The organism is Polaromonas sp. P4_F9, from assembly GCF_056401235.1.
This window is the reverse complement of the sequence record NZ_JBFUJT010000034.1, coordinates 25,376-47,733: the sequence shown is the minus strand read 5'-3', so window position 1 is coordinate 47,733 and position 22,358 is coordinate 25,376. Positions and strand designations below refer to the sequence as shown.

Here is a 22,358-nt window from a genome sequence, read left to right as displayed (position 1 = left end):
TCTTCGTTAAGTTTTTCAGCGAGCTTTGGATTGAATGAATTGAACGATGCGCTCCGCCGCTTCCACGCATTCGGCGGTTTCCGCCACCAGTGCCATGCGGATTCTGCCGGCGCCGGGGTTATGGCCTTGGGCATCGCGCGCCAGGTAACTGCCCGGCAACACCACCACATTGTAAAGAGCGAGCAGCTCGCGCGAGAATTCGGTGTCCGAGCCCCCCAATATTTCAGGTATGCCGGCCCACAGGTAGAAACCGGCATCGGGCAGGGCCACTTCCATCACCGAGGCCAGCAGTGGCGTCACTCGGGCAAACTTTTCGCGGTACAGGGCGCGGTTGTCCACCACATGCTGCTCGTCGTTCCAGGCCGCAATGCTGGCGGCCTGTACTACCGGGCTCATGGCACTACCGTGGTAGGTGCGGTAGAGCAAAAAGGGCTTGATCAGCGCCGCATCGCCCGCCACAAAACCGCTGCGCAGGCCCGGCACATTGCTGCGCTTGGACAGGCTGGTCAGCGAGATCAGGTTTTTGAAGTCATGCCGGCCCAATTGCGCCGCGGCCTGCAGCCCGCCCAGCGGCGCCTCGTCGCGGAAGTAGATTTCGCTGTAGCACTCGTCCGAGGCGATCACAAAGCCGTACTGGTCGCTCAGCTTGAACAGCAGTTCCCACTCCGTCAGCGACATCACGGCGCCGGTAGGGTTGCCGGGCGAGCAGACAAACACCAGTTGGGTTTTGGCCCACACGGACTCGGGCACACCCGCCCAGTCCACCGCAAAGTTTCGTGCGGGGTCGCTGGGCGCAAACCAGGTCTGCGCGCCGCCCAGCAGCGCGGCGCCTTCGTAGATTTGGTAGAAAGGGTTGGGGCAGATGACAATGGGTGCCCCCACGCTCCCCACGTCGTGTGGTTCGCTGCCCCCCGATGGGGCGTCGCCCGCCTTGGGGCGGCCCGGCGGCGGTCGGGCGCCGGCCTGCGTCGGGTCGATCACGGTTTGTGCCAGTGAAAAAAGCGCCTCCCGCGAGCCGTTGACCGGCAGGATTTGCGTGGCCGGGTCAATCGTCAGGCCATAGCGGCGGGCCAGCCAGTCGCTCATGGCCTGGCGCAATTTGGGCTCACCCAGGGTTGCGGGGTAGCTCGCCAGGCCACTCAGGCTGGCCGTCAGGGCATCCTTGATGAGTTGCGGCGTCGCATGCCGGGGTTCGCCAATGCCCAGGCTGATGGGCCGGTAGGCCGGGTTGGGGGTGACGCCGGCGTGCAGTTGGCGCAGACGTTCAAAAGGGTAGGGCTGGAGGCGGGAGAGCAGGGGATTCATAGCGCAGATTATCCAGCCTTGGCGCTGGGTTGGCTGGGCGGCGTCGTGCCCGCAGGTATGCCATGGTGGCCGCACCGAAAAAAAAGAGCCTTGCAAAGCAAAACCATCACGGTAGTTGCTTCTTCACGGCAGGGCGGGTCGCCATAAGTTCGCCGGCGTTTAGGCATCAACCCGGCAGGCTGCAGCGAAGCGTATCGCGATTCGGGTTGGACTCCCCTGACGTAAGGGACGCAGTGCCCGGTTCGAGCTGCGAGCGAGTAGTTTTCCTTTTGTTGGACTACCCGGGTCAACGACTCTTTTTGATGGCGAGTGCGGCTTCGTTCACAAGTTCAGGGCCCTTGTAGATGAGCCCGGTGTAAATCTGCACGACGTCAGCACCCGCCTTGATTTTGGAGACGGCATCCCGTCCGCTCATCACGCCGCCCACGCCAATGATGGGAAAGCCTGCGCCGAGTGCGGCGCGCAGCTGCTGGATGACGCGGTTGCTGGCTTCGAGCACTGGCGCGCCGCTCAGCCCACCGGCTTCTTCGGCGTGGCGCAGGCCCTTGACGGCGTCGCGGCTCAGGGTGGTGTTGGTCGCAACCACGCCGTCCATGGCATGGCGCTTCAGCGTGGCGGCGATCACGTCGACTTGGGCTTCGTCAAGGTCGGGTGCGATTTTCACAAAAATCGGCACGCGTTTGCCATATTGTCTGGCGAGTGATTCGCGTCGTTCGGCAATCCGGCCCAGCAGCGCGTCGAGGGCTTCATCGCTTTGCAGCGCGCGCAGGTTTTTGGTGTTGGGACTGGAGATATTGACGGTGACATAGTCGGCATGGGGGTACACGCCGTCCAGGCACGCCAGGTAGTCGTCCACCGCGTTTTCAATCGGCGTGGCGGCGTTTTTGCCAATATTCAGACCGAGGATCAACGGGTTGGGCGTGTTCTGCCTGCGAACGCGGGATTGCTGCACGTTGGCCAGGAAGGCGTCCAGCCCGTCATTGTTGAAGCCCAGGCGATTGATCAGCGCATTGGCCTCGGGCAGGCGGAACATGCGGGGCTTCGGGTTGCCGGGCTGCCCCTTGGGCGTAACGGTGCCGACTTCGACAAACCCAAACCCCATGGCCGCCAGGCCGTCGATGCAGCGGGCATTCTTGTCCAGCCCGGCCGCTAGGCCCACGCGGTTGGCAAACTTCAGGCCGGCCAGCTCGATGGGRTCGTTCACGCGGCTGGAGCACCACGCCAGCGACAGCGGCGTGCCCTGGGTGCGCGCCAGCGAGGCCATGGTCAACTCGTGGGCCGTTTCAGGGTCTAGCCCAAATAAAAAGGGACGGGCCAGGGCGTAGGGGAGCAGGGACATTGGATAATTCGACTTGATTTGAAGCAACTTGCTGTGGACAGCCCGGGCAGGGCCCGGACATCGGCTCCGATTGTCGCAAAAACCAACTTCCCACCTTTACAGGCCCAACATGACTCAAGACGAACTCAAAGCCCTGGTCGGCCAAGCCGCCCTGCATTACGTGGAACCCGGCAGCATTGTCGGCGTGGGCACGGGCTCCACCGTCAACAAATTCATTGATGCACTGGCAACGATGAAGGACCGCATTGCCGGGGCGGTTTCCAGCTCGGTGGCGTCTACCGAACGCCTGCAGGCCATTGGTATCAAGGTCTTTGACGCCACCGAAGTGGATGAGCTGGCGGTGTACATCGATGGCGCCGACGAGATCGACCACGCGGGCTACATGATCAAGGGCGGTGGCGCGGCGCTCACGCGCGAAAAAATTGTGGCGGCGCAGTCACGAAAATTTGTCTGCATTGCCGACGAGTCCAAGTTGGTGCAGACCTTGGGCAGCTTTCCCTTGCCGGTGGAGGTGATCCCCATGGCTGCCAGGCGCATTGCACGCCAGTTTGCTGCGCTGGGTGGCACGGCGACCTTGCGGTCCAAAGGTGGAGCGGAGGGCGGGGAGCCGCTGGTGACCGACAACGGCCAGCATATTCTGGATGTGACCGGCCTGAAGATCACCGACCCCCTGGGGTTTGAGTCCCAGGTAAACCAGTGGCCAGGGGTTGTGACGGTGGGGGTGTTTGCTTTCCAGAAGGCTCATGTGTGCCTGCTGGGGGCGTCGGACGGGGTCAGGACCCTGGCGTTTTAACCGCGGTTTTTGGCCCGAGGTGAGGGGCCAGCCTGCTTAAAACTTGATGCCGGCCGGATTGTCGTTCGGCTGGGTTGCTGCGGGAGCCGGGGCTGCAGGGCGTTCCACGAATGCAGGGTTTCCGCCGGCCGCTGGCGCGGGACCGGGTGCGGTCGACACGCTTACCAGTGGTGTAGGCGCCGGACGACGATAGCTGGAAGGCAAGACTGACGACGGCGGGTAGCCGGCTGCGTTCAGGAACTGCGTCCACTCGGAGTCGGAAAACCCCTTCAGTTGCTGGCTTCCGATGGTTGCGAACGGCAGCGATGCAGCGCCGCTCAAACGCTGCAGCGCCTGGATGTCCTCATTGGTGGTGACCGTTTTTTCGGTGAAGGGAATGCCGCGGCTGGTCAACATGGAGCGGGCAGCGCCGCAGGGGGTGCAGTTCTCGCCGGAATACAGCGTGACCGGATATTTGGTGGCAACCTGCCTCAACTCGAAGGGCAGGCCCGTCGGAGCGGCGCCTCCACCCGGACTGGTGTTGGCGCCGCTGACTTTGGCGTTGCTGGAAGCGGGCGGTGGCTGGTCGGAAAAGGTCACTTTGCCGTCAGGCCCCACGATGCGGTACACCTGCTGGGCTTGCGACAGGGGTGAAACAAGACTGCCCGCGGCGAGTGCCAGGGCCAGCAGAGCGTTGGGCATCAAGGATTTAGCAGCATTGAGTCTCATGGTTTTCCAGTCGGTCACAAGTACAAGTTTTCAGTCCAGAGCTTATAACGTTTCTAACCCATGCCTTGATGACGCAGCAAGGCATCAATGGAAGGCTCGCGGCCCCTGAAAGCCTTGAAGGATTCCATGGCAGGGCGGCTTCCACCGGCCTCCAGTATGGCTTGCCGGTATTTTCTGCCGGTTTCCACCGTTACAGTTGTCTTGCTGACATCTTCACCAACGGATGAAGCCGGTGCCGCCGCAGTTTCTTCAAAGGCCGCATAAGCGTCGGCAGACAGCACCTCGGCCCATTTATAGCTGTAGTAACCCGCCGCATAACCACCGGAGAAAATGTGGCTGAAGGTGTGTGCGGTACGGCTGTAGGGCGGGGCCGGAATCACGGCGACTTCCCTGCGCACTTCATGGAGCAGGTCCATCAGGTCATCCGAGGGGTTGTGCGAGGTATGCAAGAGCATGTCGAACAGTGAAAACTCGACCTGGCGCAGGGTCTGCATGCCGCTCTGGAAGTTCTTGGCGGCCAGCATTTTTTCAAACAGCGTGCGTGGCAGGGGCTCACCCGTTTCGACATGAGACGTCATGTGCTTGAGCACATCCCACTCCCAGCAGAAGTTCTCCATGAACTGGCTGGGCAGCTCGACCGCGTCCCATTCGACACCACTGATGCCGGAGACGTCACGCTCGTTGACCTGCGTGAGCATGTGGTGAAGGCCGTGGCCGAATTCGTGAAATAGCGTGGTCACATCGTCGTGGGTCAGCAAGGCAGGCTTGCCGCCAACGCCATCGGCAAAATTGCAGACCAGATGCGCGACGGGCGTCTGCAGCTTGTCGGTGTCGGGGCGCAGCCAGCGTGCGCGCACATCGTCCATCCAGGCCCCCCCGCGCTTGCCGGTGCGGGCCGGCTGGTCCAGGTAGAACTGACCTATCAGCTCATCGTTGCGCTCAATGCGATAAAACGCAACGCCGGGTGTCCAGACGGGCGCGGAATCCTTGCGGATGGTCACTTCAAAGAGGGTCTCGACAATCTTGAACAAGCCCGCCAGCACCTTGGGGGCGGTGAAATACTGTTTGACTTCCTGCTCGCTGAAGGCGTAGCGGGCTTCCTTGAGCTTTTCGCCAATGTAGGCGTAGTCCCATGGCTGTGGATCGGACTGGTTCAGCGTCGCGGCCGCAAATGCGCGCAGGTCAGCGACGTCTTTTTCAGCATAGGGGCGGGCGCGCCGGGCCAGGTCACGCAGAAAGCTGATGACCTCTTCCGGGGATTTGGCCATCTTGGGCACCACCGACACTTCGCCAAAGTTCTGATAGCCCAGCAACCGGGCCTCTTCAAGGCGCAGCGCCAGAATTTCACGCATGACGGCGCTGTTGTCGAACTGGCGGTATTCGGCCGGCGCCTGGTCGCTGGCGCGGGTGGTATAGGCCTTGTAAAGGGTTTCGCGCAGCGCGCTGCTGTCGGCAAATTGCATGACGGGCAGGTAGCTCGGCATCTTCAGGCTGAGCCGGTAGCCAGGCTTGCCCTCGGCTTCTGCCTGGGTGCGTGCCGTTTGCAGCACATCCTCGGGAATGCCGGCCACTTCATCCGCGCTGGCGTAGTAAGCGAAGGCGTCTGTGGCGTCCAGCGCGTTTTCACTGAATTTCTGGCTCAACTCGGCCTGGCGCTCCTGGATCCTGGCAAAGCGCTCCTTGGCGGCGCCGATGAGTTCAGCGCCCGACAGCACAAAGTTGCGAATGGCATTTTTGTGGGCCTGGCGCTGTTCAGCGTTCAGCGCGGCCGGATCAATGGCCTTGTATTTGGCGTAAAGGCGCTCATCAGCGCCCAGGCGTGTCCAGAATTCGGTCACGCGTGGCAGGGCGGCGTTGTAGGCAGCGCGCAGCTCGGGTGTATCGGCCACGCTGTTCAGGTGGCTGACCGCGCCCCATGCGCGGCCGAGGTTTTCGGTGGCCACGTCCAGTACACGGGCGATGTCGCTCCAGGAGGCCGGGAAGTCCGGCGCCGTCACCTGTTCCAGCGCGGCATCCGCCTTGACCAGCAGTTCGTCGACCGCCGGGCCCACATGCTCGGGCTGGATACGGTCAAACAGCGGGAGGTCGGAGAAGTCGAGAAGGGGGTTGGTCATGGTGTCTAACTGTGGGCGAAAACTTGAAATCTAAGGGGCTCACCAGATCCGTGCAACAGGAATGTCGCGATTGCGGCGATTGCGGCGATCGCGCCTTCCGCCTTTCGTCTTCCGCCCTCTGCGCAGGGTGTACCCCRCACCGCTGGCGATCGGCGGGCTAGTCCTGTGAGCTTTTCTTGATGCTGCGCTGCTTGGGCTTGGCGCGTTTGACGGTACCGCCCGGCGTCAGGCGCTGGTTGCCGAGCACGCGCAGGGTTTTAACCTCGGGCCGCTGACCGTAACGTGAGCTGTTTTTCAACACTTTCACATCGCGCGGACCGGGCATGCGGTCTTCGTTGATTTTCTTTTCCTTGGGCGGCATGGGCCGCCACAGCACCAACAGTTTGCCGATGTGCTGGATAGGTGCGGCATTGAGCTCGTTTGCCAGGGTTTGAAAGATTTCTTCGCGGCTGGCGCGGTCATCGGACTGCACCCTTACCTTGATGAGCCCGTGCGCGTTGAGGGCCGCATCAGTTTCTTTCTGAACGGCAGCGGTCAGCCCGTCGGAGCCGATCATGACGACCGCGTTGAGATGATGGGCCTCGGCGCGGTGTTCTTTGCGCTGGGCGGGGGTAAGTTGAATTTGAGCCATTCGCCAATTATCGGTGGAGTCCACAGGAGGACAATAGCCGGCATGAAAGTAAATCCCAAGAACAACCCCAAGGACAACCTCAAGGACAGCCCAAAGGTGAGCGCCAAGGGTAAAAAGGTGAACAAAGCGTGGTTGCATGACCACATCAATGATCCTTACGTCAAACTTGCCCAAAAAGAGGGTTATCGCGCCCGTGCGGCCTACAAACTCAAGGAAATTGACGAAACCCTGGGCCTGATCAGGCCGGGTGATTGCGTGGTGGATCTGGGCAGCACGCCCGGCGCCTGGAGCCAGTATGTGCGGCGCAAGCTTTCGCCCACCGGGGCTGCTGCGGGTGAACTTAACGGCCGCATCATTGGCCTGGACATGCTGCCGATGGACGCCATCGAGGGCGTGACGTTCATTCTGGGCGATTTCCGGGAGCCCGAAGTGCTGCAAAAACTGGAGCAGGCTTTGGCGACGGACAAGGGCCAGGTCAAGGTTGACCTGGTCATTTCGGACATGGCCCCGAATCTTTCGGGCATTGAGTCGGCGGATGCGGCACGCATTGCCCACCTGGTGGAACTGGCGGTGGAGTTTGCCCAGAACCGGATGAAGCCGGACGGCACGCTGGTGGTCAAACTGTTTCACGGGAGCGGCTATGACGAGCTGGTCAAGCTGTTCAGGGCCACCTTCAAGGTGGTCAAACCCATGAAGCCCAAAGCGTCGCGTTCCAATTCTTCTGAAACCTTTCTGGTTGGCAAGGGGCTTAAAAAACGGGCTGACACAGTGTCTGAGAGTGCCTGAGAGTGCCTGAGCCGGCCTGAAAGCCGGCCGGAAGTGCCAAAAGTCACTTAAAACCGCTTCAAACCAAGGGACGTAAGCTGGCTTCTTGTCGTTTTTGTCCTTGAAACGCCTAAAATCGGTCGCATGTGCCATCTCATCGGCTTTGGGTTCTTTCGGCCCTTTCATCGGAGTAGTCCTTGAACAATCAGTGGTTTTCAAAAATTGCAATCTGGCTGGTGATCGCCATGGTGCTGTTCACCGTTTTCAAGCAATTTGATACACGTGGTGGCGCAGGCTCCAACTACCTGGGTTATTCCGAGTTTCTGGAGGAGGTGCGGGGCAAGCGCATCAAGACGGCAACCATTGCTGAAGGCCAGGGCGGCACCGAGATCTCCGCCACGACTACCGACGATCGCAAGGTCCGCACCACGGCAACCTACCTGGACCGCGGCCTGGTGGGCGACCTGATCGCCAATGACGTCAAGTTTGACGTCAAACCCCGCGAAGAAGGTTCCCTCCTGATGACCCTGCTGGTCAGCTGGGGCCCGATGCTGCTGCTGATTGGCGTCTGGGTGTATTTCATGCGGCAAATGCAGGGCGGCGGCAAGGGCGGCGCGTTCAGCTTCGGCAAGTCCAAGGCCCGCATGCTTGATGAGTCCACCAATCCCGTGACCTTTGCCGACGTAGCTGGCTGCGACGAAGCCAAGGAAGAGGTCAAGGAAGTTGTCGACTTCCTGAAAGATCCGCAAAAATTCCAGAAACTGGGCGGTCGTATTCCGCGCGGTTTGCTGCTGGTGGGCCCTCCGGGGACCGGTAAAACCCTGCTCGCCAAAGGTATTGCCGGCGAAGCCAAAGTGCCGTTTTTCTCGATTTCCGGTTCTGATTTCGTCGAAATGTTCGTTGGCGTGGGTGCGGCCCGCGTGCGCGACATGTTCGAGAATGCCAAGAAAAACGCCCCCTGCATCATTTTTATCGATGAAATTGACGCCGTGGGCCGCCAGCGCGGCGCAGGCCTGGGTGGTGGCAATGACGAGCGCGAACAGACGCTGAATCAGATGCTGGTCGAGATGGACGGCTTTGAAACCAATGTAGGCGTGATCGTGGTGGCTGCCACCAACCGCCCCGACATTCTGGACGCCGCGCTGCTGCGCCCAGGCCGTTTTGACCGCCAGGTGTATGTGACGTTGCCCGACATTCGCGGCCGTGAGCAGATCCTGAATGTGCACATGCGCAAGGTCCCGCTTGGCCAGGACGTGAACGCCAGCGTGATCGCCCGCGGCACGCCCGGCATGTCGGGCGCCGACCTCGCCAACCTCTGCAACGAAGCCGCCCTCATGGCTGCGCGCCGCAATGCCCGCACCGTGGAGATGCAGGACTTCGAAAAAGCCAAGGACAAGATCCTCATGGGCCCCGAGCGCAAGAGCATGGTGATGCCTGAGGAAGAGCGCAGGAACACGGCCTACCACGAGTCTGGCCATGCGCTGCTCGGCAAGATGCTGCCCAAGTGTGATCCGGTGCACAAGGTCACCATCATCCCGCGCGGCCGCGCGCTGGGCGTGACCATGAGCCTGCCGGCACAGGACCGCTACAGCTATGACCGCGAGTACATGCTCAGCCAGATCAGCATGCTGTTTGGCGGCCGCATTGCCGAAGAAGTCTTCATGAACCAGATGACCACCGGCGCGAGCAACGACTTCGAGCGTGCCACGGCGCTGGCCCGCGACATGGTCACGCGCTATGGCATGACCGAGGCCCTGGGCCCCATGGTGTATGCCGAAAACGAAGGCGAAGTGTTTTTGGGCCGCTCGGTCACCAAGACCAACAACATGAGCGAGTCGACCCTGCAAAAGGTCGACGCCGAAGTACGCCGCATCATCGACCAGCAGTACGCCCAGGCGCGCAAGCTGATCGAAGACAACAAGGACAAGATACACGCCATGGCCAAGGCCCTGCTTGAGTGGGAAACCATTGATGGCGAGCAGCTTGACGACATTATTGCCGGCAAGGAACCGCGTCCTCCCAAGGACTGGACACCGCGCAACTCCTCCGTGGGCGGCGGTGGTGGCCCCAGCGGCGGTACCCCGGCGGTGAGCACGGATCCAGCGCCCACGGTGGCCTGATCGATCAGCTGAAGACCGTCCGCAAGTGATGACAACCGGGGCCAGTCCCCGGTTTTTTCTTTGTCGCGGGCTTTGTACCGCAACAGCCTCACGGCTCATTTTCAGGAAGACTGCTTCGTGATTTGGCAAACCTCACGTTTTCAAATTGATGTGTCGCAGCCGCGGGTGATGGGCATCGTCAATGTCACGCCCGATTCGTTTTCCGACGGTGGCAAGTACTTCACGCGCAGCGGCGGGTTTTCCGGAGTGTTCGCGCATTGCGAGCAACTGCTCAGCGACGGTGCCGACATGCTCGACATCGGCGGCGAATCAACCCGCCCCGGCGCGTCGCCGGTACCGCTTCAGGACGAGCTGGCGCGCGTGTTGCCGGTTGTTCGCCACGCGGCCACTCTCGGCGTACCGCTCTCGGTAGATACCTACAAACCCGAGGTCATGCAGGCTGTGCTGGATTTGGGCGCCGACATCATCAATGACATTTGGGCCCTGCGCCAGCCGGGCGCCAGGCAGGTCGTGGCCGGTCACCCGAGTTGCGGCGTCTGCCTGATGCACATGCATCGCGAGCCGCAAACCATGCAGATGGCCCCCATGGAAGGGGATGTGGTGCCTCAGGTGCTGTCGTTTCTGGAGCATGCTGCGCGCGAGCTGCAATCCGCCGGCGTTGACAGGGCCCGCATCGTGCTCGACGCGGGTGTGGGGTTCGGGAAAACCGTGGCACAGAATTTTTCGCTGCTGGCACGCCAGCGGGAGTTCCTGGCCGCTGGCTACCCGCTGCTGGCCGCGTGGTCTCGCAAATCGTCACTGGTGGCGGTGAGCAGAACTTCACCAGCCGACGCCCCGCTGGCGATTGAAGACCGCCTGGTGCCCAGCGTGGCGGCCGCCTTGCTGGCCGTAGAGCGGGGAGCCCGGGTGGTGCGCGTGCACGATGTGCGCGAAACCGTTCAGGCCCTGAAGGTATGGTCGGCTGCGAGCAGTTAAGTTGCCTGCGTTTGTTTCTGTACTTTGCCGCTGCTTGCCGAGTTTTTTCCCCGAGGGAAAGCGTTCGAAACAACGCCTGACACTTCTCCTGGGCGAATTTGGGCGAACGACCGAGCCTGCAAACCTAAAATAGGCACACACTTCCTGCACAACCAGGCTTCACAGGGACAAGAAACATGACCAGAAAATACTTCGGCACCGACGGCATCCGCGGCACCGTGGGCCAGCCGCCCATCACGCCAGACTTTGTGCTGCGGCTGGCACATGCGGTGGGTCGGGTGCTTCGCCGAACGGAATCACGCCCGACCGTACTGATTGGCAAGGACACCCGGATTTCCGGCTACATGCTCGAAAGCGCGCTGGAGTCCGGTTTCAACTCCGCTGGCGTGGACGTGGTGCTTCTCGGGCCCCTGCCAACCCCCGGCGTGGCCTACCTCACGCGGGCCCAGCGCGCCAGTCTGGGGGTCGTCATCAGTGCCAGCCACAATGCCTTCCCCGACAACGGCATCAAGTTTTTCAGCGCCCAGGGCACCAAGCTCAGCGACGAGTGGGAACTGGCCGTGGAGGCGACGCTGGAGGAACCCCCAGTATGGGCGGATTCGGCCACGCTGGGCAAGGCGCGCCGCCTGGACGATGCGGCGGGGCGTTACATCGAATTTTGCAAGAGCACGTTTGCCTATGACCTGACGCTCAAGGGCCTGAAGATCGTGGTGGACGGTGCCCACGGGGCGGCCTATCACATCGCACCCAAGGTCTTTCATGAACTGGGTGCCGAAGTGATCGCCATCGGCTGCGCGCCTGATGGCCTGAACATCAATCACGAGGTCGGCGCGACCCATCCTGATGCGCTGATCACGGCAGTCAGGGCCAACCAGGCCGATTACGGCATTGCACTCGATGGCGATGCCGACCGCCTGCAGATGGTGGACGCCGAAGGACGGCTTTTCAACGGCGATGAGGTGCTGTTCCTGATGGTCAGCGAACGCCTGGCGCGCGGCGAAAAAGTGCCGGGCACGGTCGGCACGCTGATGACCAACATGGCCGTGGAGCTGGCCCTGAAAAGCAGGGGAGTCGAGTTTGTGCGCGCCAAGGTGGGCGACCGCTACGTGCTGGAGGAACTCGAAAAGCGTGGCTGGCTGCTGGGCGGTGAGGGCTCGGGCCATTTGCTGGCGCTGGACAAACACACCACCGGCGATGGCCTGATCAGCGCGCTGCAGGTATTGCAGGCCTGTGTGCGCAGCGGGAAAACCATTGCCCAGTTGCTGGGCGATGTGGTGCTCTTTCCCCAGACGCTGGTCAATGTGCGGCTCAAGCCCGGGCAGGACTGGAAAGCCAGCGAAAAACTGGCGCTTGAGACCAAAGCGGTGGAAGCCGAACTGGGCGACACAGGCCGCTTGCTGATTCGTGCGAGTGGCACCGAACCGCTGCTGCGCGTGATGGTCGAAGCGCGCGACGCTCAGCAGGCCAAGGCCTGTGCCGAGCGTGTGGCCGATACGGTTCGCTCCTGAAAAGCCGTTTTCCAGCATGCGCTTTCGGCGTGGTGATGAACCCATCGGTTCGAATGCGTGCCCGGTCTGTCCCTGTTGTTACTTCTGGATGACCAGCTTCGCCAGCACCTTCTTCAGTGACTCGCGGTCGCTCTCGATCGATGCCTTGAAGGGCGTGGCATCGAGATAAGCCTCGCCCAGGTTGGCCTTGACCAGCGTCTCTTTGTAAGCCGCGTCGCTCGCCGTGCTGCGCGCGGCATTCTTCAACACCTCCACCACGTCTGGCGGCGTATTTTTGGGCACGGCAAGACCACGCCACACGCCGATGGCGAGGTCGATCTTCCTTTCCTTGAGCGTCGGCGAATCGGCAAACACGCCGCCCAGTCGTTGCTCGGACATCACGGCCAGCGTGCGCAATTTGCCGCTCTGCACGTGCGACATCACCTCGCCGGGGCTGACGGAGACGGCGTCCACGTGGCCACCCAGCAGGCTGAGAATGGCCGGCGACGCGCCCTGGAAGGGCACATGGTTGAGCTGGGTGCCGGTTCGGTCCTCAAACGCAGCAGAGGCTACATGCCAGATGTCGCCGACCCCGCCATTGCCCACCTGCATTGCGCCGGGCCGTTTTTTGGCGTCGGCGATGAATTCCTCTATCGTTTTCCAGGGAGCATCGGCCCGCACCGTGATCGCCGAGGGATCGTAGTTCAGGCGCGCGATCGGGATGAAGTCGTCGCTGGTGAGCTTCATGAGGTTCAGCGCCGGCAGGATCACCAGGTTGACGCTGACCACGGCGACCTTGTAGCCGTCGGGCTTGGCGTTGGCGACATCGCCGAAACCGATCGCGCTGGCGGCGCCGGGCTTGTTGATCACGATGATAGGTTGCGGGAAGTGCTTGCGCGCCGCGTCGGCGAAAGCACGCGCCATCACGTCCGTTCCGCCCCCGGCCGAGGCGGCGACCACCAGTTCGACCGGCCGGGTCGGGTAGTCGGCGGCCAGCACTGCAGTGGCGGCCAGCGGTAGCAGGGCAAGGGTCAAGGCGCGACCCGCGCGAGCGAGAGTCCGGGGGATGTTCATGGTGTCTCCGTTATTAAAATTTGAGGGCAGAAAAAGGGGTAGAAAAAGGGGCAGAAAAAGGGGCAGACCCCCTGCATGGGGACCAATCCGCCGGGCGGTCGCTGCGTCAGGCCAGCGTGTAGGCGGTCTTCACCGTCGTGAAAAATTCCTGCGCATACCGGCCTTGCTCGCGCGGGCCGTAGCTGCTGCCTTTGCGTCCACCGAATGGCACGTGGTAGTCCACCCCTGCGGTGGGCAGGTTGACCATCACCATGCCGGTTTGGCTGTGCCGTTTGAAGTGGGTGGCGTATTTCAGCGACGTGGTGGCAATGCCCGCAGACAGGCCAAATGGTGTGTCGTTGGCGGCAGCCAGGGCCGCCTCGTAATCCTTGACGCGGATGATGCTGGCGACCGGGCCGAAGATCTCTTCGCGGTTGATGCGCATGCCGGCCATGCTTTCGCTGAACAGCGCCGGTGCCATGAAGTAGCCTTCTGCGCCGCTGCCGGTGTGGCATTGCACACGGGCACCGCCGAATGCCAGCGTCGCGCCTTCAGCTTTGCCGATCGCGATGTAGCTCAGGTCCTGCTCCAGTTGCGCCTGCGAGGACACGGGCCCGATGTCGGTGCCCGCGGTCAGCGCATCGCCCACCTTGATCCGGGCCATGCGTTCCTGCAGGGCTTTGACAAAGGCCGGGTAAATGCCGTCCGTCACGATGAGGCGGCTGGACGCCGTGCAGCGCTGACCGGTGGAATAAAAAGCGCTCTGCGCGCTCAGTTCCACCGCCTGGCTGAGGTCTGCATCGTCCAGGATGACCTGCGGGTTCTTGCCGCCCATCTCGATCTGTACCTTCTTGAGGTTCTTCGCACAGGCCTCGGCAATACGGCTGCCCACGCCGACCGAGCCGGTGAAGCTGATGGCGTTGATGCCCGGATGATTGACCAGCGCGTCGCCGATCACGCGTCCCGACCCCATCACCAGGTTGAAGACACCCGCCGGGATGCCGGAGCGCGAGATGATCTCGGCCAGGGCCCACGCGCTGCCCGGCACCAGGTCGGCCGGCTTCAGGACCACACAGTTGCCATGGGCCAGCGCGGGCGCGATTTTCCAGGCGGGAATGGCAATCGGAAAATTCCAAGGCGTGATCAGGCCGACGACACCCACAGGCTCGCGGGTAATTTCCACGCCGATGCCGGGACGCACCGACGGAACGGTTTCACCCGACAGGCGCAGGCATTCACCGGCAAAGAACTTGAAGATCTGGCCGGCGCGGGTGGCTTCGCCAATGCCCTCCGGTTTCGTTTTTCCTTCTTCGCGCGAGAGCAGGGTGCCTAGCTCCTCACGGCGCGCCAGAATCTCGGTGCCGATCTTGTCGAGTGCATCCGAGCGGGCCTGGATGCCGGAGGTGGACCAGGCGGGGAAGGCCGCTTGCGCCGCCTGCACGGCCGCATCAAGGCCTGCAGCATCGGCCTGCGCGTACTCGCCGATGACGTCGGACAGGTTGGAGGGATTGAGGTTGGCACTGGTGCTGTTGCCGGCCAGCCACTCGCCGTTGATGAAGTTGTTGTGTTGAATCATATGGTTTATTTCGCGGTGATTTTGGCTTGGGTGATGAGGCGTTTGTAAGACACGTACTCTGCAAGATTGAAGCGCGCAAAGGTTTCGCCGTACATCGGCAAAATGTCGCCGCCCATGCGAATGCGGGCCTTGACTTCAGGCAGTGCCAGTACGCGTCCGAAGGCCGGGTCTCTCTTCAGTGTCAGTTTGTGCGGGCCTTGTTGACTTCGGCAAAGAATTCGCGTGCCACATCCTCGCCGGCGCCGGCCATGTGTTTGGTAATGACGGGTTGCAGCTTCTCGCGCATGCGGGCTTTTTCCTGCGGGGAAACTTCATTGATCTGCATGCCGAGCTTGACCAGTTCCTGACGCAGCCGGGCGTTGAGTTCGCGGCTGGTCTTGCGTTCGAACGCGGTGGACTCGACGGCGGCTTCCTGCACGGCTTTCTGGTCGGCCGGTGCGAGCCGGTCCCAGAATTTTTTGGAGACGAGCAACACCAGCGCGTCGTAGGCATGGCCCGTGGTCGAGAGATACTTCTGGACGTCGTAGAACTTCTGCGCATGAACGACTGTGTAGGGGTTCTCCTGCGCGTCCACGGCCCGGGATTCCAGTGCCGGGAACAGCTCGGTCACGGCCATCGGCACGGCGTTGGCACCCAAGCCGCCGAACATGTCGATGTACAGGCTGTTTTGCATGGTTCGAATCTTCAGGCCGGCGATGTCTTCGGCATGCACGATGGGACGTTTACTGTTGGTGACATTGCGAAAGCCGTTCTCCCAATACGCCAGGCCGACCAGGCCCTTGTCCGGCAACCTGGCGAGCAGCTTTCGACCGAACGGTCCATCCAGCACAGTGTCGGCTTCTTTTTCGGTTGTGAACGAGAACGGCAGTCCCAGCACGCCGAAGTCCTTCACCAGCCCCGTCAGCGTGGCCGTCGAAGGCGCCGTGAATTCCTGGGTGCCGCCTTGCAGCGCCCCCTGCATCTGCACGTCGTTGCCGAGCTGGCCACCTGGATACACCGAGACCTTGATGCGCCCGGCTGTCCTGGCCTCCACCAGCTCGGCGAACTTGCGCGCGCCCAGGGTCTGCGGGTGGCTGTCGGGCAGGCTGGTGCCAAACTTGGCACGGATCTCCTGCGCCTGGACCAAGGCGCAAGCGCCCAGCGCGATGGCCAGTACAGTCAGTTTCAATGCGTTTCTCATCGTCGTTTCCTGGTGGTAGTAAAAATCAGCTCAGGCCGTACAAGCGAACGGCGTTGTCGCAAAACAGGGCCAGGCGCTGCTCCGCCGGCACTTGCGCCGTCAGCGTCTTGAAGCCCTGGAAGATATCGTCCAGCGATGCGATCAGCGCATCGACCGGATGGTTGCTGGCAAACATGCAGCGCTGCCAGCCGAAAATGCGTATTGCGTCGCCCACCACGGGGGCTTGCAGCTGTGGCGTCCAGCGCTGGCCGGCGACACCAAGGCCTGAAATTTTCAGGAAAGCGTTGGACTGGCCCGCCATCGCTTCCAGGGCCAGGCGCCAGTCTGCGAGCGATTGCGCATCGCGCTCCGAGGGCAGCCCCGTGTGGTTGATCACGATGGTGGTGCGCGGGAAATCGCGCGCCAGTTCGACCGCCTCATGAAAGTGCCACCAGGGCGCCTGTAGTTCGAACATCAGCCCGGCGGCTTCGAGCTGTGCGTAACCTGCGCGCCAACGAGGGCAGCGCATCGAACCCGGCGCAGCATAGTCAGGCGTGTGCCCGGCGCGGGCCACGCTGCGTGGCTTGTGCCGTACGCTGCGCACCAGGGGCAGCCCGGCATAGATGGCCAGCAATTCACCCAGGTCTTCCCGGTCAAGCCAGGCCTGCGCTGCCATGGCGTGCGGCGTGCCGGTCTGTTGCGCCAGCGTGTGGACCCAGCGCGCTTCACCCGCGGGGTCGCGCGGGTCCCACTCGCCTTCCATCAGAACATTGCGCAGCACCCGATGCCGACTGACCAGGCGGCGGTAGTCCCCGGGCAGGAAGTTGCGGCAGATGGCGCTGTAGTCGCCGTAACGAAAGGCAATTGGCGGCTGCTGCGTCAACCAAGGGTGGGGGTTGCGCTGTACATCCCAAAAATGGTGATGGGCATCGACGATGGGCAGAAATTGCTCATCTCCCGTCGTGAGAAAGTCCTTCCTCGCCTGCGCCAGGTCATTCAGGCGCATCGCGCGATTCGGTAGAAGGCCAGCGCGTTGTCGCACATCACGGCTCGCTGCTGTGCGGGCGTCAGGCCATCGAGCATGCGCAGCACACCGCTGACCAGTTCCGGGTAGCCGATGCGCAAACCCGCCACCGGAAAATTGCTGGCAAACATGCAGCGCTGCCAGCCGAAGATGGCGAGCGTGTCGCGCACGATGCGGGCGTTGTCCTGCCAGTCCCAAGCGCTGTCGCGCAGCCCGAATTCGGACAGCTTCACATGCACGTTGGGCTGACGCGCCAGCACTTCCATCCAGCCACGCCAGCGCTTCAGGCCTTCCTCGCTGCGGTCCCAGGCAAAGCCGTGGTGGTTCAGCACGATGGGTACATCCGGGAACATCTGCGCCACCTGCGCCGCCTCGGGCAAATGCCAGGCGGGTACCCGCAGGTCCCAACTCAGGCCATGTTTGTGCAGCAACGAGAAGCCACGCAGCCAGGGTTCGTCCTGCATGGTGCCGGGCTGGCCCTGCACGCTGTCGGCGGGCGAGCGGGAAGTGACGGGCTTGCTGCGGATGCCGCGCACCAGCGGGTAGCGCAGGTGGTTAAGAAGACATTCCTCGGTGTCGGGCCGGTCAAACCAGGCGTGCGCCACCACCGCGTTGGGGAAGCCGTATTCAGCATGTACCTCGTGCAGCCAGGCGGTCTCGGCTACCTGTTCGCTGCGGTCGCGCTCGGCTTCCACGTGGACGGTAGCGAGCACATTGCAGTCATTGCTGGCTGCCCGGTAGTCCGCCGGCAGGAAATTGCGGCACAAAGGCTGGTAGTCGCCCAGGAAGAATTCCTGCGGGTTGTAAGCGCCCTGCAGCCACGGATAGCGGCCGCGCGACAGGTCCCACAGATGATGATGTGCATCGACGATGGGCATGGCATCCTGCCGGGAAGTCGGGTCGTTCACGGTGCGCGCTTTATAAGAAATGCAAGGGGGCGAAGTTCGAGGGGGCGGATCAGCGGGCGCCCTGCACCGCGTCCACCAGTTGCGTGCCGTGTTTCTCGGCAAACAGCTGCTTGATGGGTTCTCCCACCAGCTTGCGAAACGGTTCCGGATTGATGTTTTCCTCGATCTGCATGCCTTGGGACTTCAGGTAGGCGATGTCACCGGCCTCGCTCTTGCGGTTCAGCTCGCGCTGAAAGGTGCCGGCCTCGCGTGCGGCGTCGAGCAACACCTTCTGCTGCGCGGGCGTCAGGCTGTCAAAGCGGGCCTTGTTGATGATCACCGGCATGGCGGTATAGGCATGCCGGGTCAGCGACATGTACTTCTGCGCTTCATAAAGCTTGGCTGCCCTGACGATGATCACGGGGTTTTCCTGCCCGTCCACCGTCTTGCTTTCCAGGGCGGGGAAAACCTCTGAAAAGGGCATGGGCGTCGGGCTGGCCCCCAGAATCTGGAACGCCTTGATGTGTGCCGGATTGGGTGTAGTGCGCACCTTCAGGCCCTTGATGTCCTCGGGGCTCCTGATCGCGCGGCGCGAATTGGTCAGGCTGCGAAAACCCACTTCCCAGTACGCCAGGCCCTTCATGCCGTGCGCGTCGAGTTCATCCAGCAGTCCACGGCCGATGGCCCCATCCAGCACTTTGTAGGCGTGCTCGGCATTGGCAAAAATGTAGGGCAGGTCCAGCACGTTCATGCGCCCGACGATGCCGGTGTAGTACGGCGTGCCCGAGGTCGCCATGTCAATGGTGCCGCCCCGTACCCCGGCGATCGAGCTGGTGTCATTGCCCAGCGCACTGTTGGGATAGACCTGCACTTCCACCTGGCCGTTGCTTCGCTCCTTGACCTTGCGCGCGAACTCCAGCGCCGCCGCGTGCTGCGAGTCGGCTTCGGTGCCCGAATGGCTGAAGCGCAGTTTGACCGCCTGCGCCTGCGCGAGTTGCGGCAGTGCCAGCGTCATGGCCAGCAAACTGCCGGCGATGGTGGTGGTGATGGCGCGCAGCGCGGTCCGGCGAATCTTCATGCTTTGTCTCCTGTTGCATTTATGAAGCTGGGGCTCGAACTATCAGTGTTGCCACACGTAGGAAGAATCAGGCTCGCGCAAGGTCTTGATCTCCTGCTCGAACTCGAAACTGTCGAGGTTGAGGCGGCGCACCGTCTCGTCCTGAAACGAGATGTAGACCGCGCGCTCCACAGGGTGAAACGACAGCGCCAGCGGATTGCTGGGCAGGGCAAAGCAACGCTGCTCTTGCAGATCGGTGCCGAAGATGGACAGCGAGTGCTCGCCCGAATTGGTGGTGAGCAGCAGGTCCTGGCCTTGCGCGCCGCGGAAGCGGTAGACCCGGTTCGGATCACGCCGTGTCTTGCCCGACGCGACCACTTTCATGCTGGCCGTGTCGACGGCGACGATGGTGTCGTCACCCCGGTTGGCCACATACAGCAGCGACTCATCCGCAGACAGCACATTGCCTTCGGGCACCGGGCCCGGCACCATGGCCACCGGCGTGAAGGTCGGGTCATTCGGCTTGATTTTGGTGACCGTGTTCGACAGCAGGTTGAGCGCATACGCAGTTTGCGCGTCCTTCGTCAAGGCGAACAAGTGGGTCTTGTAGCCACCGGAGGGAACGGCGAGGTCGGGCACATGGCGGTTGACCGGGTCGGAGAAGCGCAGCAGCGTGTTGTGTGCCTCCGACATCACGTACAGGCGGCCTTCGGCATCTACCGTCAGGCCGTGCGGGCGGTAAAAGGGCCAGATATTCAGCGTTGCCACATGCTCTTGCTTGTCAAGATCGATCACGAAGACCGAGTGCCCGCCTACGTCGCCCAGGTGGCTGGCGGTCTCGATGCCGTAGTGACCCACATAGGCGCGCCGGCGTACCGGGTCTACCGTGAACTCGTGCGGAAAATTGGGCAGCACGATGTGTTTTTTAGCCTGGCCAGTGCTCAGGTCGTAAAAGCTGAAGGTGTGGGCGCATTTCTGCACCAGGAGCAAGGTTTCGCGGGATGACATGGCAAACTTTCGTGAGGTTCGTTGATTGGCTATTTATTGCTTATTTGCTGTGGGTCAACTCGGATGAGGCGAGTCTGCGGGAGAAATAGCTTCCACTCTGCTTCGTAGCCAGCAGGCGGAACGGCCTGGAGTCCACTGACTCCAGCACGTTCACACCCTGGCGCCTGAGGTCGGCCAGAATGGTTTTTTCGTTCTTTGCATTCAGCTCCCGCTGGAAATTGCGGCCGGCCACGGCCGCCTCCATCAGCGCTTTCTGTTGTACCGCAGTCAGCGACTCGAAGCGGCCCGCGTTGATCGCCACCATCAGGGCCGTGTAGGCATGCCGCGTCATCGTGACGTACTTTTGCACTTCATAGAGCCTGGAGCTGTAGGTGATGGGCAGCGGATGGTCCTGCGCATCGAGCTTGCCGGCCCGGATGGCCTCGTAGAGCTCACCCAGCGGCATGGTCACGGTCTGCGCTCCCAGGGCCTTGAAAAACTCGTGCTGCTCAGGATTGCCCACCACACGCAGCCGGAGCCCCTTCAGGTCATCGGGCGTTTTCACAAACCCCTTGTTGCTGGTGATGATGCGAAAGCCTACTTCCCAGAAGGCCAGACCCTTGATGCCTTTGGCCAGCGGCTCATTGAGCAGTGATTGGCCATAGAACTTCGAGTCCAGCTCCTGGTAGGCCCGCTGTGGCGTGTCGAACGAATAGGGCAGGTCGATTTCGACCAGCCGCGGCGCAAGGGCGACGAAGTTGGGGCTGCCGGCCATCACCATGTCCAGTGCGCCCTTTTGTGTGTCGGCAATTGCCTTGGCATCGTTGCCCAGCTGGCTTTCGGGGTAAACGTCAATGCGCAGCGCGCCCTGCGTCTTTTCCTTCACGACTTCGGCCATCCTGAGCGCCGCCAGATGCTGGCTGGAACTCAGCGAGCCCGCGTGACTGAGGCGCAGGACGGTCTGGGCAGACACCGTGAGACTGCAAAACCCCAGCAGTGAGCACAGCGCGAGGCGATGGACGATGCGCATGATGATTCCTGGCATGAAGGGGTGGAAGGGATGGATCGGATGGAAGGGGTTGGAAGCACCCACCGGGTGTTCAGCGGAACCAGGCCGCCGGCCCCGTGATGAGTTGTGGGAACAACACGAACAGAAACAGCAAAACCGTTTGCGCCAGCAGGAAGGGCCAGACGCCCTTGATGACTTTGTCCAGGTTGACCCTGGCGACACCTGCCACCACATTGAGTACCGTTCCTACGGGGGGTGTCAGCAAACCAATCGCGTTGTTGATGATGAACATCACGCCGAAATAGACCGGGTCAATACCCGCTTGCCTGACCACCGGCATCAAAATGGGCGTCAGGATCAAGACGGTGGGCATGAAGTCCAGCGCGGTGCCCACCACAATGACCAGCAGCATCATCACCAGCATGAGCAGCTTGGGGCTGTCCATGAACGGCTGCAGCAACGCAACGGCCTGTGCTGGAATGTCGGCGATGGTGATGAGCCAGGCAGAGACCAGTGCGGTAGCCACCAAAAACATGATGGTGCTGGAGGTCTTGGCGGCGGCCAGCATCAGTTCGGGCAGCTCTGCCAGTTTGAGCTCGCCATAGACAAACAGGCCGACCCCGAGGGAATACACCACCGCAACCACGGCCGCTTCGGTTGGCGTGAACACACCAAATTTCATGCCGCCGATGATCACGATGGGCAATGCCAGCGCCCAGGTGCCACTTACGATGGCGCTAGCCACTTTGGCCAGGCTAAAGGCGCCGCCATTGATCAGCGGCTCCTTCTTGGCGCAAAACCACCACGTGATCCCGAGCGCCACGCCCATCATCACACCCGGAACAATGCCGGCCATGAACAGCTTGGTAATGGATACCTGCGCGGCCACTCCAAAGACCACAAAGCCAATCGAGGGCGGAATGATGGGCGCGATGATGCCGCCCGAGGCAATGAGGCCTGCGGCACGCGGCACGTTGTAGCCCGCCTTGCGCATCATGGGTATCAGTAGCGCTGCCAAGGCAGCCGTATCGGCCACCGCAGAGCCGGAAATACTGGCCATGACGACCGCCGCAATGATGGCGGTGTAACCCAGCCCACCGCGAACATGGCCCACCAGGGCGTTGGCCACGTCGACAATGCGCCGCGACAGGCCGCCGGCATTCATCAGCTCACCGGCGAGCATGAAGAACGGAACAGCCATCAACGGGTAGTTATTGGCACCTTCGAGGAGGTTTTGCGCCAGGATTTGCGTGTCAAAACTGTTCAGGTGCACCATCAGGGCGACGCCGCACACCAGCAGGGAGAACGCAATGGGAACGCCCAGGGTCATGGCTCCCATCAGGGAGGTCAAAAAAATCACAATGGTCAT

At 62.1% G+C, this 22,358-nt stretch carries 19 protein-coding genes; 5 read left to right on the top strand and 14 right to left on the bottom strand.

From position 1 onward, the window contains the following. Window positions 1-15: 15 nt before the first annotated feature. A complete protein-coding gene (gene dapC / locus AC1DUB_RS23350; RefSeq protein WP_477731548.1) occupies window positions 16-1,305 on the bottom strand; it encodes a succinyldiaminopimelate transaminase in 1,290 nt (429 codons plus the stop codon). Between the two features lie 286 nt (window positions 1,306-1,591). Continuing rightward, on the bottom strand, window positions 1,592-2,644 hold the full coding sequence (locus AC1DUB_RS23345) for a quinone-dependent dihydroorotate dehydrogenase (protein WP_477731547.1): 1,053 nt from the start codon (window positions 2,642-2,644) through the stop codon (window positions 1,592-1,594). 109 nt (window positions 2,645-2,753) lie between these two features. Here AC1DUB_RS23345 and rpiA point away from each other — a divergent pair, with 109 nt between their 5' ends. Further along, window positions 2,754-3,437 carry a ribose-5-phosphate isomerase RpiA gene (gene rpiA / locus AC1DUB_RS23340; protein ID WP_477731546.1) on the top strand — a complete coding sequence of 228 codons (684 nt, stop codon included), beginning with the start codon at window positions 2,754-2,756 and terminating at the stop codon, window positions 3,435-3,437. A gap of 36 nt (window positions 3,438-3,473) precedes the next feature. Here rpiA and AC1DUB_RS23335 read toward each other — a convergent pair whose 3' ends face one another. From AC1DUB_RS23335 to AC1DUB_RS23325, 3 genes are all read right to left on the bottom strand, one after another. Then, window positions 3,474-4,145, bottom strand: a complete 672-nt coding sequence (locus tag AC1DUB_RS23335; RefSeq protein WP_477731545.1) for a glutaredoxin family protein — start codon at window positions 4,143-4,145, stop codon at window positions 3,474-3,476. 53 nt (window positions 4,146-4,198) lie between these two features. Continuing rightward, window positions 4,199-6,259, bottom strand: a complete 2,061-nt coding sequence (locus AC1DUB_RS23330) for a M3 family metallopeptidase (RefSeq protein ID WP_477731544.1) — start codon at window positions 6,257-6,259, stop codon at window positions 4,199-4,201. 157 nt (window positions 6,260-6,416) lie between these two features. Next, window positions 6,417-6,890, bottom strand: coding sequence for a YhbY family RNA-binding protein (locus AC1DUB_RS23325; RefSeq protein WP_477717250.1), 474 nt, complete (start codon window positions 6,888-6,890; stop codon window positions 6,417-6,419). A gap of 42 nt (window positions 6,891-6,932) precedes the next feature. Here AC1DUB_RS23325 and AC1DUB_RS23320 point away from each other — a divergent pair, with 42 nt between their 5' ends. From AC1DUB_RS23320 to glmM, 4 genes are all read left to right on the top strand, one after another. Next, a complete protein-coding gene (locus AC1DUB_RS23320) occupies window positions 6,933-7,676 on the top strand; it encodes an RlmE family RNA methyltransferase (RefSeq protein ID WP_477731543.1) in 744 nt (247 codons plus the stop codon). A 176-nt stretch (window positions 7,677-7,852) separates the two neighbouring features. After that, a complete protein-coding gene (gene ftsH / locus AC1DUB_RS23315; RefSeq protein WP_477731542.1) occupies window positions 7,853-9,775 on the top strand; it encodes an ATP-dependent zinc metalloprotease FtsH in 1,923 nt (640 codons plus the stop codon). 117 nt (window positions 9,776-9,892) lie between these two features. Continuing rightward, on the top strand, window positions 9,893-10,750 hold the full coding sequence (folP, locus tag AC1DUB_RS23310; RefSeq protein ID WP_477731541.1) for a dihydropteroate synthase: 858 nt from the start codon (window positions 9,893-9,895) through the stop codon (window positions 10,748-10,750). A 176-nt stretch (window positions 10,751-10,926) separates the two neighbouring features. Next, window positions 10,927-12,258, top strand: coding sequence for a phosphoglucosamine mutase (glmM, locus tag AC1DUB_RS23305; RefSeq protein ID WP_477731540.1), 1,332 nt, complete (start codon window positions 10,927-10,929; stop codon window positions 12,256-12,258). 78 nt (window positions 12,259-12,336) lie between these two features. On the opposite strand, the gene AC1DUB_RS23300 is transcribed toward glmM, so the two are convergent. The 9 genes from AC1DUB_RS23300 to AC1DUB_RS23260 all read right to left on the bottom strand — a co-directional run bounded on the left by AC1DUB_RS23300 (window position 12,337) and on the right by AC1DUB_RS23260 (window position 22,358). After that, on the bottom strand, window positions 12,337-13,311 hold the full coding sequence (locus AC1DUB_RS23300; protein ID WP_477731539.1) for a tripartite tricarboxylate transporter substrate binding protein: 975 nt from the start codon (window positions 13,309-13,311) through the stop codon (window positions 12,337-12,339). A 106-nt stretch (window positions 13,312-13,417) separates the two neighbouring features. Next, window positions 13,418-14,866 carry an aldehyde dehydrogenase family protein gene (locus AC1DUB_RS23295; RefSeq protein WP_477731538.1) on the bottom strand — a complete coding sequence of 483 codons (1,449 nt, stop codon included), beginning with the start codon at window positions 14,864-14,866 and terminating at the stop codon, window positions 13,418-13,420. Between the two features lie 181 nt (window positions 14,867-15,047). Continuing rightward, the gene (locus tag AC1DUB_RS23290; protein ID WP_477731537.1) at window positions 15,048-16,046 is read right to left on the bottom strand and encodes a TRAP transporter substrate-binding protein; all 999 of its coding nucleotides are present in this window, start codon (window positions 16,044-16,046) and stop codon (window positions 15,048-15,050) included. 25 nt (window positions 16,047-16,071) lie between these two features. Continuing rightward, window positions 16,072-17,031, bottom strand: coding sequence for an amidohydrolase family protein (locus AC1DUB_RS23285; protein WP_477731536.1), 960 nt, complete (start codon window positions 17,029-17,031; stop codon window positions 16,072-16,074). Then, window positions 17,022-17,927, bottom strand: a complete 906-nt coding sequence (locus AC1DUB_RS23280) for an amidohydrolase family protein (RefSeq protein ID WP_477731555.1) — start codon at window positions 17,925-17,927, stop codon at window positions 17,022-17,024. Before AC1DUB_RS23280 ends, AC1DUB_RS23285 begins: the two co-directional genes overlap by 10 nt. A 79-nt stretch (window positions 17,928-18,006) precedes the next feature. After that, entirely contained in the window at window positions 18,007-19,014 is a 1,008-nt protein-coding gene (locus tag AC1DUB_RS23275; RefSeq protein WP_477731535.1) for a TRAP transporter substrate-binding protein, read from the bottom strand. Between the two features lie 42 nt (window positions 19,015-19,056). Beyond that, on the bottom strand, window positions 19,057-20,001 hold the full coding sequence (locus AC1DUB_RS23270; protein WP_477731534.1) for a YncE family protein: 945 nt from the start codon (window positions 19,999-20,001) through the stop codon (window positions 19,057-19,059). 40 nt (window positions 20,002-20,041) lie between these two features. Continuing rightward, on the bottom strand, window positions 20,042-21,010 hold the full coding sequence (locus AC1DUB_RS23265; RefSeq protein ID WP_477731533.1) for a DctP family TRAP transporter solute-binding subunit: 969 nt from the start codon (window positions 21,008-21,010) through the stop codon (window positions 20,042-20,044). 70 nt (window positions 21,011-21,080) lie between these two features. Next, entirely contained in the window at window positions 21,081-22,358 is a 1,278-nt protein-coding gene (locus tag AC1DUB_RS23260; RefSeq protein WP_477717238.1) for a TRAP transporter large permease subunit, read from the bottom strand.